The organism is Kitasatospora sp. NPDC059408, assembly GCF_042751525.1.
Classification (GTDB): Bacteria; Actinomycetota; Actinomycetes; order Streptomycetales; family Streptomycetaceae; genus Kitasatospora.
Window position 1 is genome coordinate 41,630 of the sequence record NZ_JBHYWI010000037.1, and the last position, 15,920, is coordinate 57,549.

At 73.6% G+C, this 15,920-nt stretch carries 17 protein-coding genes; 8 read left to right on the forward strand and 9 right to left on the reverse strand.

Annotated elements, in window-relative coordinates; all coding sequences use genetic code 11:
* Positions 1-220 precede the first annotated feature (220 nt).
* The 3 genes from ACFXDE_RS24030 to ACFXDE_RS24040 form a co-directional block, all read right to left on the reverse strand.
* On the reverse strand, positions 221-682 hold the full coding sequence (locus tag ACFXDE_RS24030; protein ID WP_380496827.1) for an NUDIX domain-containing protein: 462 nt from the start codon (positions 680-682) through the stop codon (positions 221-223).
* An 82-nt stretch (positions 683-764) separates the two neighbouring features.
* On the reverse strand, positions 765-1,016 hold the full coding sequence (locus ACFXDE_RS24035) for a hypothetical protein (RefSeq protein ID WP_380496828.1): 252 nt from the start codon (positions 1,014-1,016) through the stop codon (positions 765-767).
* The gene (locus ACFXDE_RS24040) at positions 1,016-1,207 is read right to left on the reverse strand and encodes a hypothetical protein (RefSeq protein ID WP_380496830.1); all 192 of its coding nucleotides are present in this window, start codon (positions 1,205-1,207) and stop codon (positions 1,016-1,018) included. The genes ACFXDE_RS24035 and ACFXDE_RS24040 overlap by 1 nt, the downstream gene beginning before the upstream one ends.
* Before the next feature lie 117 nt (positions 1,208-1,324).
* Between ACFXDE_RS24040 and ACFXDE_RS24045 the strand changes: the two genes are divergently transcribed.
* Complete coding sequence (locus tag ACFXDE_RS24045) at positions 1,325-2,161, forward strand: helix-turn-helix domain-containing protein (RefSeq protein WP_380496831.1); 837 nt, start codon at positions 1,325-1,327, stop codon at positions 2,159-2,161.
* The gene (locus ACFXDE_RS24050; RefSeq protein WP_380496832.1) at positions 2,151-2,357 is read left to right on the forward strand and encodes a DUF397 domain-containing protein; all 207 of its coding nucleotides are present in this window, start codon (positions 2,151-2,153) and stop codon (positions 2,355-2,357) included. The genes ACFXDE_RS24045 and ACFXDE_RS24050 overlap by 11 nt, the downstream gene beginning before the upstream one ends.
* A 128-nt stretch (positions 2,358-2,485) precedes the next feature.
* Here the strand turns inward: ACFXDE_RS24050 and ACFXDE_RS24055 are convergent, their stop codons facing one another.
* The 4 genes from ACFXDE_RS24055 to ACFXDE_RS24070 form a co-directional block, all read right to left on the reverse strand.
* Entirely contained in the window at positions 2,486-3,619 is a 1,134-nt protein-coding gene (locus ACFXDE_RS24055; RefSeq protein ID WP_380496833.1) for a methyltransferase domain-containing protein, read from the reverse strand.
* Positions 3,620-3,908: 289 nt separating this feature from the next.
* Positions 3,909-4,757 (reverse strand): helix-turn-helix domain-containing protein, encoded by an 849-nt coding sequence (locus ACFXDE_RS24060; RefSeq protein WP_380496834.1) that lies wholly within the window; start codon positions 4,755-4,757, stop codon positions 3,909-3,911.
* Between the two features lie 23 nt (positions 4,758-4,780).
* Entirely contained in the window at positions 4,781-5,308 is a 528-nt protein-coding gene (locus ACFXDE_RS24065; RefSeq protein WP_380496835.1) for a DUF6879 family protein, read from the reverse strand.
* A complete protein-coding gene (locus ACFXDE_RS24070) occupies positions 5,280-5,543 on the reverse strand; it encodes a hypothetical protein (protein WP_380496836.1) in 264 nt (87 codons plus the stop codon). The genes ACFXDE_RS24065 and ACFXDE_RS24070 overlap by 29 nt, the downstream gene beginning before the upstream one ends.
* A 108-nt stretch (positions 5,544-5,651) precedes the next feature.
* Here ACFXDE_RS24070 and ACFXDE_RS24075 point away from each other — a divergent pair, with 108 nt between their 5' ends.
* Complete coding sequence (locus tag ACFXDE_RS24075; protein ID WP_380496837.1) at positions 5,652-6,782, forward strand: methyltransferase domain-containing protein; 1,131 nt, start codon at positions 5,652-5,654, stop codon at positions 6,780-6,782.
* Positions 6,783-6,901: 119 nt separating this feature from the next.
* Here the strand turns inward: ACFXDE_RS24075 and ACFXDE_RS24080 are convergent, their stop codons facing one another.
* Positions 6,902-7,495: a TetR/AcrR family transcriptional regulator gene (locus tag ACFXDE_RS24080; RefSeq protein WP_380496839.1), complete on the reverse strand. Its 594-nt coding sequence runs from the start codon at positions 7,493-7,495 to the stop codon at positions 6,902-6,904.
* A gap of 64 nt (positions 7,496-7,559) precedes the next feature.
* Between ACFXDE_RS24080 and ACFXDE_RS24085 the strand changes: the two genes are divergently transcribed.
* The 5 genes from ACFXDE_RS24085 to ACFXDE_RS24105 all read left to right on the forward strand — a co-directional run bounded on the left by ACFXDE_RS24085 (position 7,560) and on the right by ACFXDE_RS24105 (position 12,217).
* Positions 7,560-8,042, forward strand: a complete 483-nt coding sequence (locus tag ACFXDE_RS24085) for an SRPBCC family protein (protein ID WP_380443298.1) — start codon at positions 7,560-7,562, stop codon at positions 8,040-8,042.
* Positions 8,043-8,473: 431 nt separating this feature from the next.
* Positions 8,474-8,704: a hypothetical protein gene (locus ACFXDE_RS24090; protein WP_380443296.1), complete on the forward strand. Its 231-nt coding sequence runs from the start codon at positions 8,474-8,476 to the stop codon at positions 8,702-8,704.
* Between the two features lie 154 nt (positions 8,705-8,858).
* Complete coding sequence (locus ACFXDE_RS24095; protein ID WP_380443294.1) at positions 8,859-9,635, forward strand: serine/threonine protein kinase; 777 nt, start codon at positions 8,859-8,861, stop codon at positions 9,633-9,635.
* An 11-nt stretch (positions 9,636-9,646) separates the two neighbouring features.
* On the forward strand, positions 9,647-11,017 hold the full coding sequence (locus ACFXDE_RS24100; RefSeq protein WP_380496860.1) for a serine/threonine-protein kinase: 1,371 nt from the start codon (positions 9,647-9,649) through the stop codon (positions 11,015-11,017).
* Positions 11,018-11,140: 123 nt separating this feature from the next.
* Positions 11,141-12,217, forward strand: coding sequence for a hypothetical protein (locus ACFXDE_RS24105; RefSeq protein ID WP_380496841.1), 1,077 nt, complete (start codon positions 11,141-11,143; stop codon positions 12,215-12,217).
* A gap of 72 nt (positions 12,218-12,289) precedes the next feature.
* On the opposite strand, the gene fxsT is transcribed toward ACFXDE_RS24105, so the two are convergent.
* Positions 12,290-15,865, reverse strand: a complete 3,576-nt coding sequence (fxsT, locus tag ACFXDE_RS24110) for an FxSxx-COOH system tetratricopeptide repeat protein (RefSeq protein ID WP_380496843.1) — start codon at positions 15,863-15,865, stop codon at positions 12,290-12,292.
* Positions 15,866-15,920 lie beyond the last annotated feature (55 nt).

Below are 15,920 nucleotides of genomic sequence, written 5' to 3' on the forward strand. Positions count from 1 at the left end.
GGGGGGGGGGGGGGTTGGGGGGGGGGGGGGGGGGGGGGGGGGGGGGGGGGGGGGTGGGCGGGCGCCCCCCCTGGTGCGGGGGCCGGGGGGTGGGGGGGGGGGGGGGCGGGGGGCCCCCCCCCCCCCACGTCCACGTCACGAACATAAGCCATTGCTCTTTATATGTCGAACAACTACCTATCGCCGGGCTGCCCGGCCCCGCCTCCTGCGCGGGCGGGGATCAGGCGGCGCGCTGGCCGTGGAGGAGGAGGGGGACGGCGTGGCCGGTGAGCGCTTCGGCGAGGCGGGCGGCCTGGGCGGGGGCCATCACCTGGCCGAGCTGCTGGACGGGGACGAAGCGGGCGCCGAGCAGTCCGCTGCGCTTCTGCGGCGGGACGGTGAGCTCCTGGGTGGTGGTGCCGCCGTCGAAGACGAGGTTGAGGCGCTCCAGGTAGCGGTCGGCGGGCGTGTAGTCGACGGCCAGCACGTCGGTGAGGCGCCGGGAGAGGCCGGTCTGGGCGAGGAGGTGGCGGGCGGCGGCCTCGTGCGGGGGCTCGTTGGGGCGGGCGGATCCGCCCGGGAGGATGAGCCCGTCCATGTAGTCGGGGTCGACGAGGAGGACGTCGCCGCGGGGGTTGCGGACGAGGGCGAGGCAGCCGAGCCGGCAGACGGGAGGCTTGGCGAGGAGGCGGGGGTCGCGCATGGGGGGGTGCTACTTCCTGTTCCAGAAACACCAGTTGATCAGGGCAGCGAAGCCGAGCAGCCAGGCCAGGCGGACGGCGAGTTCAGTCGTCATCGGCGGCGAGGCGCTCGAAGTGCAGCCCCTTGCGGAGCAGTTCGACGATCCGGACGACATCGGAGGTGCGGGCGGCACCGAGGGAGACCAGGTAGCACCCGGTACGGCGCCCGAAGTCCCAGTCCACTTCGAGGGAGGGGAGTTTGGCCCCACCCAGGGCAAGGACCGCCGCCAAGTCGTCGGCGGCGAGGGCGGCTTCACGCCGCTGCTCGGCAGTCGCCCGGTCGAGCATCGAGGCCATCACACACCGGTCCTACGGTGCACCTCGAACACCCGCCACGCCGAGAACGCGGCACAGAACGAGTGGAAGGAGGCCAGCTCACCGGTCGAGCCGCAGCGCAGCCACTCCCCCGTGACCTCGTTCCGCACCCGGTAGCAGCGCCCCTCCGGGTCCCACCGCACCCCGTACCCGTGAAGTCTGGACGACACCATGAGAACACCCTTCGCAATCAAGCATTTACGCTCTGTCGAGAAAAGGGTTGCGGATCGCCCCTTGCGTGGGGAAGCATCTGTAGTCGCCAGTTCAAGTTGGTTCAGTTGGGAAACACCGTGAACCGCAAGAGGCTTGACCCCACATCGTCCCCGTACGCATCGCTCGGGATCCAGCTGCGTCGCTTCCGTGAGGCACGCAAGCTGCTCCAGACCCAGCTCGGGACCGCGATCTCTTACTCCGGCGCGTACATCTCCAGCATCGAGCGCGGCGTCCGCGCGCCCAGCCGCAAGTTCGTGGAGGTCGCCGACGCGTACCTGGACACCGGCGGCACCCTTGCGCTGATGCTAGACCAGCTCGAACACAGCATCCTGATAGAGGGATTCCCCGAGTACGCCGACAAGGAAGCCGAAGCCGTCGCGATCCGGCTCTTCCAGATCGGCGTCATCTCTGGACTTCTTCAGACCGCGAAGTACGCAGCCGCCTACGAGCAGGCCTTCGTCAGGCGCGGTGCCGTCACCCAGCAACACGCTGACGAGCGCGTGAAGTTCCTGCTCGCCCGGCAGGCCAAGCTCGAACGCCCCTCTCCTCCCCACATCCACGCCGTGCTGGACGAGTGGAGCCTGAGGCGGCCGATCGGCGGACGATCCGTAATGATCGGCCAGCTCGCGCACCTCGAACGCCTCACCGAGCAGCCCAGCATGACCATCCAGGTCGCACCGATCAGCCTCGGCGAGAACCGCCCTTTCGCCCACCCGGTGACTCTGCTGACGATGCCCAACCGCTCTCTGCTCGGCTACTCCGAGACCCACCAACGCGGCATCCTGGAACGCAATCCGGAGACGCTCGCCGGCTGGGCCAAGGACTACGATCGACTCCAGGTTGAAGCGCTGCCCCTGGCCGCGTCGCTGGAGCTGATCCGCGCAGTACGGAAGGACTTCGAAAGTGCACCCTGACCTATCAAGTGTTCACTGGCGCAAGAGCACCTACAGCGGCGGCGGCGGTGAGTGCATCGAGGTGGCCCCCGGCTTCACCGGCGTCATGCCCGTCCGCGACTCCAAGGACCCGAGCGGCCCCGCCCTCATCTTCCCCACCGCCGCCTGGCAGTCCTTCATCACCGCCATCCGCACCGGCGAGTTCGACACCCGGTAACAACCACCGCTCCCCGCCCCGCCGCCCCACGCCTGGGGCGGCAGGGCCCTGCGCCAAAAGTCGGCCCCGCCGACTTCTCACTCTCGGCCCTGCCGCCCCAGCCCTGGGGCGGCAGGGCCGAGTTGGGGTCAGATCGTCTGAGCGGGGTCGTCGAGCCAGGCGTGCCAGCCGTCCGGGGTGACGGTGAGTCCGAGACGCTCGACTCCGGGCTCGCCCGTGTCGTGCCACCAGATGAGGGCCCGCTCGAAATCCTCCCACAGGCGGCGCCCGCCGTACTGGCGGACCAGGTGAACGCTCTCACCGTCGCGGAACGTCGCTGCGGCCCAGGCCGGGGTCGTAAGGGAGTAGAGCCACAGGGTGCGGGCACCGTCCTGGTGCGGCTGGATCGCGTGCGTCACGTCGCGCAGGCGCAGCCCGGCGGCCAGCGGAAACGGGTCGAACTTTCTGTGCGACGGGAGGGCGGCGGCGGTGGTGTGTTCGGCGACGGTGCCGCCGTCTGCGGGGTTGTCCGGCCATCGCAGGCGCTGGGAGCGCATCTTCATGAACTCCACGGGCTGGAGGAACGGGCCGCTCGCGGTGCCGTCGCCGTGGACGGTGAGGCGGGCCAAGGCGTCGGCGTTGGAGTAGTGGGTGCCGAAGGGCGCCAGGATCAGCCCGCCGGGGCGGGTCTGCTCGATCCACGCCTGGGGGATCTCGCGCAGCCCGAAGGTGGCGGTGATCCGGTCGTACGGGGCGCCGGCCTGGTGGCCGAGCGCGCCGTCCCCGCAGACGACCTGCGGCTGGTAGCCGGCGGTGTGCAGGGCGGCACGGGCCTGGGCGGACACGAGCGGGTCGATCTCGACGGTGGTCACGTTCGCGTCGCCGAGCCGGTGGGCGAGCAATGCGCTGTTCCATCCGGTGCCGGTGCCCTGCTCCATCACCCGCATCCCCGGCTCGGCCTGGAGGTCGTCCAGCATCGAGGCGACGAGCGACGGCATCGAGGCGGAGCTGGTCGGCACCGTGCCGGGTTTCCGGCCGGCGTGAGCGCCGTCGTCCCATTGGGTGACGATCGGAATGTCCGCGGCGGCGGCCGCCGACCAGCCTCGTTCGTCCTCGGTGCGGTCGAGGGGCCGGCTCTTCCCGGTGGCCATGTCGTGGGCCCAGATCAGGTCCGGCAGGAACAGCGAGCGCGGGACGGCGTCGAAGGCCGTCGCCCACGCGTCGGCGATGGGGAAGGACCGCCCTGGCGCGGGGCGGCCCTCCTGCTCGGGTGCGAGCGTCACTTCTTGTGTCCTCCGTCGCCGGGCGGTGTGCTGCCGTCGGGGGACGGCGGGTCGGTCGGCGGCGTCCAGGGCGTCCCAGGGTGCCCGTCGCCGCCGTCCCCGCCACCGCCGCCGCCGTGCCCTCCGCCATCAAGTGCGACCGTCTCCATCACCGGCTCCTCTCCAAGGGGTGGCCGCCGCTCTGCGGGCCCTCAGGGCGAGTGCCCCGGTTCCTTCCGCAGAGCGGCACCCACGACGTTAGGGAGTAACGTCGCGATCACTCAACGCACTTGCGGATTCTTGCGCACCTTCATCCGAGGACGCCGATGGCATCGGCGATCAGGCGCCGGGCGGCGTCCCCGTGCGCGGCCATCTGCGACAGCTCGGTGAACGCCTTCGCGTAGTCGGCGAGTTCGCGGGGCTGAGTGACGCTGATCTCCGCCGTGAGCGTCTCCACCGAGCAGCTTGAGGCGTCGAAGAGGTAGAAGGCCTCAAGCGGCCACACTGCACGCTCGGCTCCGAACGGAATGATGCCCAGGCTCAGCGAGGGCAATGGCATCAAGGTGATCAGGTGGCGCAGTTGGCCGGCCATCGCGGCAGGATCGCCGATCCGGTGGCGCAGGACGGCTTCCTCCAGGACGACCACGAAGCGGTGGCCGCCCTCGTACAGGAAGCGGCTGCGAGCGACTCTGGCGGCGACCGCCTCGGTGACGTCGTCGGCGTAGCCCTTGAACCGGGTGATGCCGTTCAACAGCGCGGTGGCGTAGGCCGGGGCCTGGAGGAAGCCCGGGATGACGTTGGAGGCGTAGACGCGCAGCAGTGCGGTCCTGGCGTACCGGTCGAGGCTCTGCTGCTGGGTGCGGGCAAGGCCGCTGCGGTGCAGTCGTCGCCATTCCATGTACATCGAGTCGACGGCACGGGCGGTGGCGATCAGGTCCGGGACCTGGTCGTCGGCGCCGCACGCGGCGCACCAGGCGCGGATGTCGTCCTCGGAGGGGGCTTTTCTGGCGTTGAGGATGCGGGAGGTCTTGGACTCGTGCCAGCCGCAGCGGGCGGCGAGTCGCTGCCCGTTGAGGCCGGCGTCCAGCATCAGGTCGCGCAGCCGCGCGGCGACGGCCCGCCGGGCGGCTTCGGCACTGGAGGAGGGGGAGGAGTACATCCGCGGGCGGTCCGGAGCGAGGGTCAGACGGTGTACTTCTCGTGTGGGACGCCGCGCTCCCAGACCGCCTCGAAGGCGGTGGAGCAGAGCCTCACCACGGCCGGTTCCTCGGTGTAGGTCAGGCGCGGCTCGGCCCATGCGCCGTCGCCGGTGAAGTGGTTGAACAACACCCGTGCCTGGTCGAACAGCCAGAAGTCGCTGCCCGGCAGCGCGATCTCGCAGGCCTGCCTGCGGGACAGCCACCGGACCTCCTCGCCCAGATCCACGTTGGCCACGGTCAGGGCGTGCTCGTAGCGGATGTAGTCGGTGACCGGCTCCGAGACGATGCGTGCCCGGCGCAGCGCCACGTCCCGGTCGGTGGCCTCGGTCACCATGGCGCGCCAGCGCGACCAGTGCGGGGAGGTGGTGTCGGTGTTCGCGTACCCGCTGCGCAGGTACTCGGCGAAGCCGCCGCTGTCCTGGCCGGCGTAGGTGTCGCGCATCTCCAGGTGCACGGCGGAGCGCTGGGCGCCCTGCAGTAGTTCAGCGAAGCTCGGCACGTTCGGCGTCATCGCAGGCCTTCCTCAGCATCGGGATCATCCGGGTGGGGATGCGGACCACGGCCTCCGTCGCCGGGATTCCGCTACCGTGTCCGGCGGTCCACTCGGTGGTGCCGATCGCGGCGAGCATCGCGTCGTCCGGCTTCCAGCCCTGGACGACGATCTCCCCCGCGTCGCGGTCCACCCACACGGTCGGCGATCCCTCGTGCTCCGTGTTCGGGTCGATCCCGACGAACTGAAGGTCCACGGTGCCTCCCATACCAAGCCGGTTGCCACATCTTGCGCCCACCGTTCCGCAGACCTGATGAGACGTCAAGAAGCAAGCCCGGCTCCCCGAAGAAGTGAGCGCCAACTGATGGACAAGTACGCGCAGTTGCTGGCCGACCTGACCGAGGCCGGCGCGCTGGGCGAGGAGTGGCGGGGCGCGTTCGAGCGTGCCCCGCGCTCTGCCTTCGTTCCGGACGCCGTGTGGACCCCGGACGAGGACGCACCGACCGGCTGTCGGCGGATCATCAAGGCCGACGCCCCGGACGCCTGGTGGTCGCTGGTGAATGCCGACGGCGTGGTCGTCACTCAGGTCGACGACGGACACGAGAACGGGCCGGGCATCGCCACGTCGTCGGCGTCCATGCCGTCCCTCGCCGCGGCCATGCTCCGCCACCTGGACGTGCGGGACGGCCACAACGTGCTCGATGTCGGCACCGGAACCGGCTGGACAAGCGCCTTGCTGTGCAGCTTGCTTGGCGACGACCGGGTGACCACGGTCGAAGTCGACCCGGCCATCGCCGCCGAGGCGGCGCTGAGACTCGGCGCCGCCGGATTCGCGCCCCGGCGGGTCGTCGGCGACGGGCTGGCGGGATGGTCCTACGCTGCCCCCTACGACCGCGTCCACTCGACGGCAGCCGTCCGCCGGGTGCCCTCCGCCTGGATCGAACAGACCCGGCCCGGTGGCGTGATCGTCACCCCGTGGGGCACCCCGTACGCCAATGCCGGACTGCTGCGTCTGGTGGTCGGCCGGCCGGGCGGGGCCTCGCACGGCCGGTTCGTCGGCAACGTCTCCTTCATGTGGATGCGGGCACAGCGCCCGCACGCCGTGATCGAGCCAGCGGACGTGCCGGGCCGCAAAGGGCCTTCCACGATGGACCCGGAGCTGGCCCTGGAGGACGTGAACGCCGCATTCGCCATCGGCCTTCGGGTGCCGGGCATCCGGTACGAACACGTCTGGGACGGCGCCGACCCCGACGGCACCTACCGCATGCAGCTCTCGGACGGTGCGCGATCGTGGGCATCCGTCCGCTACGCCGCATGGGACACCGAGGACGCCGCCCACCAGTCCGGCCCCCGCCGGCTGTGGGACGAAATCACGAGAGCCCGCCTGTGGTGGCTGGAGGAGGGCAAGCCCGACCTGTGCCGGTTCGGCGTGACCATCGCCGTGGACGGTGCGCAGTCCGTCTGGCTGGACGACCCCGGCAACCCCGTGGCCTGACCTCCGCCCGGCCCGGCCGCCCCATGCATGGGGCGGCCGGGCCCCGCACCAGAAGTCGGGCCCGCCGACTTTTCGCTCACCGCCCCGCCGTCCGGGCTGGGCGGCCATGGGGGCGGTCCTCAGGCGGCCGGGCCCAGGAGGGCGGCGGTGCACTGTTCGGCGAGGTCTTCGGCGTGGGCGGGGAGGGGGTCGCCGGAGCGGAGGTGGCGGCGGACCAGGGACAGGGGCAGGTCGACCACGGCGAGGGCCACCCGCTCGGCGGCCTGCGGGCCCTCGGCGCCCAGGGCGGTGGCGAGCTCGGCGAGAGAGGCGCGCACGCGGCGGTTGCCGTCGTCCGCCCGCCGGCGGTGCTCGTCCGACCAGTCGGCGCGCCCGAAGTCCTCGGCGCCGTAGAGGAGGAGAGCGGCCTCCTCGGGGTGGGCGCGGCTCCAGGCGACGACGTGGCGCGCCGCCGCGCAGCCCGCCCGCCGTGCGTCGCCGCCACTCGCTTCGAGGACCTTGAAGTAGCCGTCCTGGAAGCCCTCCACCGTCCGCAGCCACGCCTCGGCGAGCAGCGCGGAGCGTCCGGCGAACCGGTGGTACACCGAGCCGCTCGGGGCGCCCACCTCCGTGGCGACCGCGGACATCGTCACCGCGGCCGGTCCCCCGGCGGCGGCCAGCCGCACGGCGGCGTCGAGCAGCTGGTTCGCATCGAAGCGGGGTGGTCTCGCCATGAAGTGGAGAGTACCCTCCACAATATTAGAGATTGCCCTCTAAAAAGAACCCGGGGAGACCGCGATGGGTGTCTACAACGTGCACGAGCGCCTGCTGGCCGCGCAGCGAAGCGAGGTGGGAGCGCTGATCGACACCCTGGCGAGCAGCGACGACAGGCTGTGGCCGCAGGGCAGTTGGCCGTCGATGGAGTTCGACCGCCCCCTGGCGGCCGGGGCGGTCGGCGGGCACGGCCCGGTCCGCTACACCGTCGCCGCCCACGTCCCCTCGCAATGGGTGCGCTTCACCTTCAGCGGGCCGCGCGGCTTCCACGGATTCCACGAATTCACCGCCCTGGCCGTCGACGAGGAGCACACGCTGCTGCGCCACACCCTCGCCATGGCCGCCCGCGGCCCGGCGCGCCTCACCTGGCCGCTCGTCTTCCGCCCGCTCCACGACGCCTGCCTGGAGGACAGCCTGGACCGCGCCGAACTGGCCTGTTCGGGCACGGTGGCCCGCCCGGCCCGCTGGAGCCGCTACGTACGGCTGCTGCACGCCCTCCTGCACTGACCCACCGGGCGCGGCGGTCAGAGCGGCTGCGCCTGGGCCCGGGCGCAGAGGCGGCGGGCGCTGTCGCCCGGGTGAAAGTGAAGAAGAGCCGCCCGACGCTCCCGTTCACCGCGCCGCCGTGCGTCCAGGTCGCCCCGGGGTCCGGGGTGTTCGGGGGAAGCGGACGGCGGCAGCCGGCAGCAGGACGGCCGCCGTGGCCGCGCTCGGCAGGAGGGCTCCGGCAGCAGAGAACCGGCGGGTGAACCTTCGGGGGGTGGCTGACGTCGTTGGCATGGGTGGCACTGCAGGAACGGAACGTCAAGGTCCGCCCCGAAACGGGTTTCACCGGTTCATCGGTGAGATCAGATTCCGGTAGCGAGTGTTTCGTTCGCGTATCGGGGGATCTGGGAAGATCACCGGCGGTATACGAACACGAAGAAGAGGTGCGGAGCATGGTCGGTGTGGTGCTGGTTCTCGTCCTGCTGCTCGTCGTCGGCGGGTGCGCGTGCGTCGTGTGGGCGCAGCGCGGCGGGCCGGGGTGGGTGCGGGCGGTGGCGGCGGTGACGCTGGGGGCGGGCGAGGTGGTGCGCTCGGCGGCCAAGCGGCGCCGGCGCGGTTCGCGTAACGACGGGGCCGACCTCACCAGCCTCGGCGACGGCGGCGGTGGGAGCAGCGGTTCGTGAGGATCGGCACACGCTTCGCAATCGCCCCGGCACATTGTGTACCGTCGCCCTGAGGTGCGATGAAGGGGGGCGCGACCGTGAGCGAGCGCAGCGAGCGAACCACTGATGGGTGCGTGTTTCGCGAAGCGACCGCAGGGCGCAGCGAGGCGGGCGCATGAGCGGGGTCGTCGTGTATCTGCCGCCTGCGGGCGACGGCAGTGCCGGGGCGGTGACGCTGCGGCTGGGGCCCGGTCAGGTGGCGCGGTTCGGGCGGGGTTCGGCGGCGGTGCCGGTGGAGCTGCCGCTGGCGGACGCGGCGGTGTCGCGGCTGGCCGGGGAGATCCGGGTGACGGAGGACCACTGGCAGCTGAGCAACCTCAGTGCGAGCCAGAGTTACCTGGTGGAGAACCCGGAGGGGGCCGGGGAGTACCTGCGGGTGCCGCCGCGGCGGGCGGGGGCGCCGATCCCGTTCGAGTTCTCGCGCGTGGTGCTGCCGACGCACGGCGGCGGGACGCTGGCCTTCCAGGTGTTCGCCCCCGATCACGTCTACCTGGATCCGGACGGGCTGGGCGGCGACGCCCTGCGGGGCACCCGGACGGTCACGGCGTACTCGCTGGACGAGACGGCGACGTACTTCCTGGTGCTGGTGGCGCTGTGCGAGCCGCGGCTGCGTGACGAGTCGCCGCTGGAGGTGCCGACGACGCCGCGGATCGTGGAGCGGCTGGCCGGTCATCGGGCGTGCGCGCGGCTGACGGCGCGGGCGGTCAGTTCGCACATCGATTACCTGGCCGAGGAGAAGATGCGCATCGCCGCCCCGGCGGAGGAGCGGGGCGGGCGGCGCAACGGCAAGCGGGAGGCGATCGTGGCGATCGCGCTGCGGTTCGGGCTGGTGCGCGAGGAGCACCTGGCGCTGCTGCCGCCGCGCGGCCCGGTCGGCCCCGCCGGTGCCTGAGCGTGCACCCGCTGCCGCCGGGCCGGCGCGTGGGGCGCTGGGAGGTCACCGGGCCGATCGCGGCCGGGGGCTGGGCCAGCGTGTACGCGGGCCGCTCCGCCGGGAGCGTTGACGAGGACGGTGCCGGGGGCGGCACCGGGGTCGGCGTCGAGGTCGCGCTGAAGATCCTGCCGACCGCGGGGCTGACGCCGCGCCAGGCCGCCAAGGTCGCCGAAACCGCGCGCCGCGAGGTGGAGTTCGCCCGCCGCACCCGCCATCCGCGGCTGGTGCGCCTGCTGGACACCGTGCAGCTCGGCGCGGAGGGTGACGCGTTCCTGGACGGCGCGATCGTCCTGGTGATGGAGCGCGCGGAGCGCAGCCTGCGGGACCTGCTGGATTCGGCGGAGGTGTCCGAGGCCGAGGGCGGCGCGCTGATCGCCGGGATCTGCGAGGGGCTGGCCCACCTGCACGCCGCCGGGTGGGTGCACGGCGACCTGAAGCCCGACAACGTGCTGCTGGCCGCCGACGGTTCGGTGCTGCTCGCGGACTTCGGGCTGGCGACCGAGCTGACCGGGACCGGTGGCACGCACGGCCACGCGCCGCCGATGGGCACGTTCGACTACCTGCCGCCCGAGCGCTGGCGGGCGCCGCTGGGCGAGCAGGGCGTCACCGTGCGTCCCAGCGGGGACATCTGGGCGCTGGGGATCGTCGTGCACGAGGTGTTCGCGCGCGGCGCCTCGCCGTTTCCCGGCGCGACCCCGGCGGCGCGGGCGGCGGCCGCCCAGGAGTACGCGGAGCGGCGGGCGCCGCTGCGGATGGCGGACGGGGTGCCGCCGTTCTGGCGGGCGCTGGCCGCCGACTGCCTGGCGCCCACCCATGCCGAGCGCGCCGTCCACAGTGCCGAGAGCCTGCTCGCGCGCATCCGCGCCCACCGGGGCGGGGGCAGACACGGGCGGCGGCGCCACGGGCCCGCGGCGCTCGCGGCGGCGGCCGTGCTGGCGTCCGGGGCGGCGGTGGCGGGCACGGTGGCGGTGGGCTGGACGGACGCCGGCGGCAGCGCCCCGGCGGCGGGGCACGTGCGGGTGTACAACGCGGACCCGGGCTGCCAGAGCCGGCCGGGCCGGGATCCGCAGTGCAGCCTGGGCCTGGCGATCGACCCGCGCGAGCCGTACCTGGCGGGGAACGTGGTGGCGACCCGGGTGTGGCACGGGGACGTGCTGGACGCGGAGTGCGAGGAGCCGCACGGGGTGCCGATCGTCGACGAGATGGGCACCCAGTCGCCCCGGTGGTTCCGGGTGCGCCTGCCCGGGGGCCCGTCGGAGCCGGCGGTGTGGCTGCCGGCGGTGCGGACCCTGGACCGCCCGGAGCTGCCGGCCTGCCCGGCACCATCCTCGACTGGCTGACTGGGCCGGTCAATCCGGAGCGTTCCGGGTACCGGCCCCGCGCGCCCGCGGCTAGCTTGCGGACGGTCCGTCAGGGCCCTTCCACCGCGGAGCCCTTCCACCGCAGACCCCCAGGAGCCAGCCTTGCGCACTACGCCGATCCTGCGCCGTGCCGCGCGCGCCGTGGTCCCCGCCCTGGCGGCGGCCGCGCTCGCGCTGGGCGCGATACCCGCCGCCACGAACGCCGCGAACGCCGCGTCCGCCGCCCCCGTCCGCTCCCCCGCCGCGGGAGCCGCCGCGCTCGACTCCGACACCGACGGCCCGATCGGGCGCGGCGAGGTCATGGACCGCGCGTGGTCGTGGATCGCCGAGCAGGTGCCGTACAGCCAGCAGGGCTGCCACGGCAACCAGTTCGGCTGCTACCGCCCCGACTGCTCCGGCTTCGTGTCGATGGCCTGGCACCTGGGCACCTCGCTCACCACGTGGACGCTGTGGAACGTGACCGCCGACATCCCGGCCGGTGACCTCCAGCCCGGCGACGCGCTGCTCAAGGACGCCGGCGGCACCGACCACGTCGCCCTGTTCGTGCGCTGGGCCGATGCCGCCCACACCCAGCCGGTGGTGCGCGAGGAGTACGACTTCGGCCACGTCGCCGAGGAGCGTACGTGGGGTGACGGGCTGCGCGGCTTCACCCCGCGCCGCTACAACCGCCTGGACGACCTGATGCCCTACGGCGCGATCCGGGTCAAGTACGACGCCATGGGCGGTCTGAACAGCGTGCTGGGCGCGCCGATCCGCGGTGAGCGCGACTCGGCGGCCGGCGGGCGCTTCCAGCAGTTCAAGAACGGCATCATCCTGTGGCACCCGGACGAGGCCCACCCCGTCTACGGCGAGATCCTCACCCGTTTCTGGGCCACCGACGCCGAACGGGCCTGGGGCTTCCCGACGATGGACGAGGCGGACGGGGCCGCGGCCCCCGACGGCACCCGCGGGCGCTACCAGTTCTTCGAGCGGGCCGTGATCCTGTGGTCCGCCCCGACCGGTGCGCACGTCGTCCACGGCGCCATCTACGACGCCTTCCACGCCGCCGGCCACGAGAAGGCCGTCGGCTACCCCGTCACCGACGAGGCCGACGAGCCGGGCGGGCGCGTCCAGAAGTTCCAGAACGCGACCGTCCACTGGAACGCCGCCACCAACACGACCTCGGTCACCCGTCCCTGACGCTCCGGAGGGCACTCGGTCCCGACGCGCCCGCAGCCCCCGGCCCTCCTGCGGCCGGGGGCCCGGGCCGTCTCAGAGCCGCACCAGTTCGACGTGGGCGGCCAGGCGGGCGGCGGCTTCGGTGGCCGTGGTGACCGGGTGGGCGGGGCCCAGGGCGTCGGCGGCCTGGCGGGCGCAGCGGGCGCGCAGGCGCGCGGCCTCGGTGTGGTGGCCGAGGGCGGCCAGGTCGAGGGCGAGGTTGGCGCGGGCGGTGAGCACGTCGTAGTGGGTGTCGCCGACCACGGCGGTGAGCAGGTCCATGGCGCGGCGGCCGAGTTCGGCGGCCGCTTCGCTCTCGCCGGTCTCCGCGAGGCCGGTGGCGTGGTTGATCAGGACGGCGCCCAGGTAGGGGTGGTCGGCGCCGATGGCGCGGGTGAGGCCGGTGACGGCGGTGTGGGACAGGGAGCGGGCCTCCGCGGCGCTGCTGGTGGCACGGAGGTGGACGGCGAGGCCGGCGGTCAGGGCGAGGGTGACGGGGTGGGCCTCCCCGAAGTGGTCCTGGCCGGCCCGGTGGGCGCGGGCGGCGATGCGGGCGGCGCGCTGGTGGTCGCCGCGGGCGTGGAGGGCCGCGGCCAGGGTGGTGGCCGCGACGAGGGAGTGCAGGTGGTGGGGGCCTTGGACGTCGCCGAGGTCCTGGTAGGTCTGGCCGGCCTGTTCGCAGGCGGCGGGCAGGTCGCCGAGGCGGAAGGTGGTGGCGGCGAGTTCGGCCCTGGCGTACAGGGACTGGGCGTTGCGGCTGCTGACGGTGCGCTGGTAGGCGAGGACGGTGTCCTCCAGCACGGTCAGCGATTCGCGCAGCCTTCCCATCTCGCGCAGTGTGCCGCCGTAGGCCGCGGCCGAGAGCAGGGTGTCGAGGTCGGCGGGGCCGAGCAGGCGCCGCTGGCGGCGGTAGCTGCGGCGGTAGAGGTCCAGGGCGCGGGGCCAGTCGCCGGTGAGGTCCTCGGAGACGGCCAGGTTGTGGAGGGTCATGCCGATGCGCGGGTGGTCGGGGCCGAGCGCCTGGAGGACGTGGTCGAGGGTGTCGCGGTCGAGTTCGCGGGCCTCCTGGTAGCGGCCGAGCAGGCGCAGGTCGGCCGCGAGGTTGCCGGCGGCGATGAGGGTCTGCAGGTGGCGGGGGCCCAGTTCGCCGCGGAAGCGTTCCAGGGCGGTGCGGTCGATGGTGTAGCTGGCCCGGAATTCGCCCTGTTCGCGGAGCACGTTGGCGAGCTGGACGCGCAGCATGCCGGTCTGGAGGCCGTCGGTGCCCGGGCGCCCGCCGTCCGGGGCGGCCCTGCTCCAGCGTTCCAGGGTGCGTTCGGCGAGTTCCCTGGCCTCCGGGTAGAGGCCGCGCTTCCACAGGAAGCGTACGGAGTTGACGATGAGCCGGCGCACGTCGGCCTCGGTGGAGTCGGCGGCGCCGCTGGGCCACAGGTGCGGGAGGATCTCGGCGAAGGCCTCCCAGGTGCCGACCCGGTCGGGGTCGGAGGGGGCCGCGGCGGCGAGGGCGAGCTGGACGACGCGGCGCATCTCCTCGCCGCGCTGGGCGGGCAGCTGGTCGCGGACGACGGCCTGGACGAGGCGGTGGACGGTCAGGGACTGGCGGCCGGCGTCGGCGCGGGCCAGGCCGGTGCGGTGGATGGTGCGCACGAGCTCGCCCATCTCCAGGCGGGTGCCCAGGGCGTCGCCGTCGAGGCCGAGGTGGCGGGCCAGCAGCGGGGAGAGCAGCAGTGCGGTGGGGATCGGCTCGGGGCCGAAGTGGGCGCAGATTTCGAGGAGTTCGGCGGCGCGGGCGTTGGTGCGGTGGAGTTCTTCCAGGGACAGGTGCCAGGTCGCGGCCACCGAGCGCGGGTAGTCGGTGGCGGGCAGGCGGGTGCGGTCGAGGATCTCGGTCATGGTGGCGGCGAGCAGGTCGAGGTAGTCGGTGACGGGCATGCCGCTCTCGCGCAGCCAGGCGGCGGCCTGGGCGATGGCCAGCGGCAGGTCGCCGAGGCGGTCGCAGACCTGGTCGGCCGCGTCGTGGCCGAGGCCGGGGTTGAGGCGGTGGAGGTGCTGGAGGCTCTCGGTGCGGCGGAAGACGCCGAGTTCGACGACTCCGGCCCGGCCGCTCCAGGCGGGGTTGCGGGAGGTGATGAGGATGTGGCCGCCGAGGGGGCCGTCGACGAGCCAGCGGGCGAGCTGGTCGGGGCCGGTCGCGTTGTCGAGGATGAGCAGCCAGCGCCGGTAGGGGGTGCCGTGGCGCAGGGCGGCGAGGACGCGGGCGGCGGTGTCCTGGCTGTCCTCGCCGTGTTCGAGGCCGAGTCCGGGGGCGAGGGCGGCCAGCCGGGTGGCGATGAGTTCGGGCTGTTCGGCGCCGATCCACCACACGACGTCGTAGCCGGCGCGGAAGCGGTGGGCGTATTCGGCGGCGGTCTGGGTCTTGCCGACGCCGCCGAGGCCGGTCAGGACGCGGACGGCGCCGGCGGGGGCGGTGGTGAAGCCGTCGCGCAGGGCCTCGAGTTCGCGGTCGCGGCCGGTGAAGGAGGTGTTGCGGGCGGGGATGTCCAGGACGGCGGGCAGGTCGCCGGGGTGGCCGCCGCGGGCGGACGGGCGGGCGCCGGCGCTCTCCCGGGCGGGGTGGCCGACGGCGGTGGCCAGCCGGGTCAGGGAGTCGGCGGCCGAGGAGCCGGCGAGGTCGACGCTGGGCCGCTCGGCGAAGAGCCGGGGCAGGGCGGTGTCGGGGTCGCCGACCCGGACCGGGACGAGGGCGGGCACGCCCGGGGCCGCCTCGCGGCCGGCGAGCGCGCGGAAGAGGCGCTCGGCGCGGGGGTGGCCGGGGTAGGCGGCGGAGAGCAGGACGACGACGCGGCCCTGGCCGGTCAGGGCCCAGCCGGCCTCGACGGGCAGGCCTTCCTCAGCGGCGGCGACGCTGTGCAGGGTGGTGCGGTAGCCGAGGGCGGTCAGCTCGGTGGCGGCCCACTCGGCCCACATCCGTTCGGCGGGGGCGTAGCTGACGAACAGGTGGGCGGGCGGGTGGTGGCCGGCGGTGGCCGCGGGCTGGTCGGGGCGGGGGCCGGGCGGGAAGGCGCCGGGGTAGTGCCGCAGGTCGAGGTCGGCGAGTTCGGGCAGGCGGGCGCGTTGGGCGGGCAGGCGGACCCGTTCGGCCAGGACCTCGACGACGCGCCGGTAGTCCGCTCCGCCCGGGTCCTGTTCGATGAGGCGGCGCAGTCCGAGTTCGGCGTAGCGCTCCCCCATGGCGGGTTCGACGTACTGGACCTCGTCGGCGGGGGCTGCGGGCCCGGCGGGCAGGGGCTCCCACAGGACGGGCAGCAGGGCGCCGCTGTCCCAGCCGGTCTCGCGTTCGTAGGCGATGGTGCGGGAGCGGAAGGCGGTCCACTCCTTGCCGCAGTAGACGCTGGCGAAGTAGGCGGGCGAGTAGAGCGCGACCATGGTGCGGCAGCGGGCGACGGTGCGCGACAGCCGCAGCTCCCAGTCGGTCCCGAGGAACAGCTGCTCGACGTCCCGGAAGCTCGGCAGTGCGGCCGCGTCCGGGTCGCGCCGGGCCAGTTCGGCGCGCAGGTCCTGGTAGAAGCCCGCGACGGCCGAACCGTTGTCGTCCGCCCGCGCGTAGCTGAGGAAGAAGTACGCCTCCATGTGTCCCCCGGCACTCTGGTGTCCGTACTCGGACGGGTCCGTCCAGTGTGGACCG

Coding starts and splice junctions, on each gene's coding strand:
- ACFXDE_RS24030 (WP_380496827.1), bottom strand. CDS start 682: ATGCGCGACCCCCGCCTCCTCGCCAAGCCTCCCGTCTGCCGGCTCGGC.
- ACFXDE_RS24035 (WP_380496828.1), bottom strand. CDS start 1,016: ATGGCCTCGATGCTCGACCGGGCGACTGCCGAGCAGCGGCGTGAAGCC.
- ACFXDE_RS24040 (WP_380496830.1), bottom strand. CDS start 1,207: ATGGTGTCGTCCAGACTTCACGGGTACGGGGTGCGGTGGGACCCGGAG.
- ACFXDE_RS24060 (WP_380496834.1), bottom strand. CDS start 4,757: ATGTACTCCTCCCCCTCCTCCAGTGCCGAAGCCGCCCGGCGGGCCGTC.
- ACFXDE_RS24065 (WP_380496835.1), bottom strand. CDS start 5,308: ATGACGCCGAACGTGCCGAGCTTCGCTGAACTACTGCAGGGCGCCCAG.
- ACFXDE_RS24075 (WP_380496837.1), top strand. CDS start 5,652: ATGGACAAGTACGCGCAGTTGCTGGCCGACCTGACCGAGGCCGGCGCG.
- ACFXDE_RS24080 (WP_380496839.1), bottom strand. CDS start 7,495: ATGGCGAGACCACCCCGCTTCGATGCGAACCAGCTGCTCGACGCCGCC.
- ACFXDE_RS24085 (WP_380443298.1), top strand. CDS start 7,560: ATGGGTGTCTACAACGTGCACGAGCGCCTGCTGGCCGCGCAGCGAAGC.
- ACFXDE_RS24090 (WP_380443296.1), top strand. CDS start 8,474: ATGGTCGGTGTGGTGCTGGTTCTCGTCCTGCTGCTCGTCGTCGGCGGG.
- ACFXDE_RS24095 (WP_380443294.1), top strand. CDS start 8,859: ATGAGCGGGGTCGTCGTGTATCTGCCGCCTGCGGGCGACGGCAGTGCC.
- fxsT (WP_380496843.1), bottom strand. CDS start 15,865: ATGGAGGCGTACTTCTTCCTCAGCTACGCGCGGGCGGACGACAACGGT.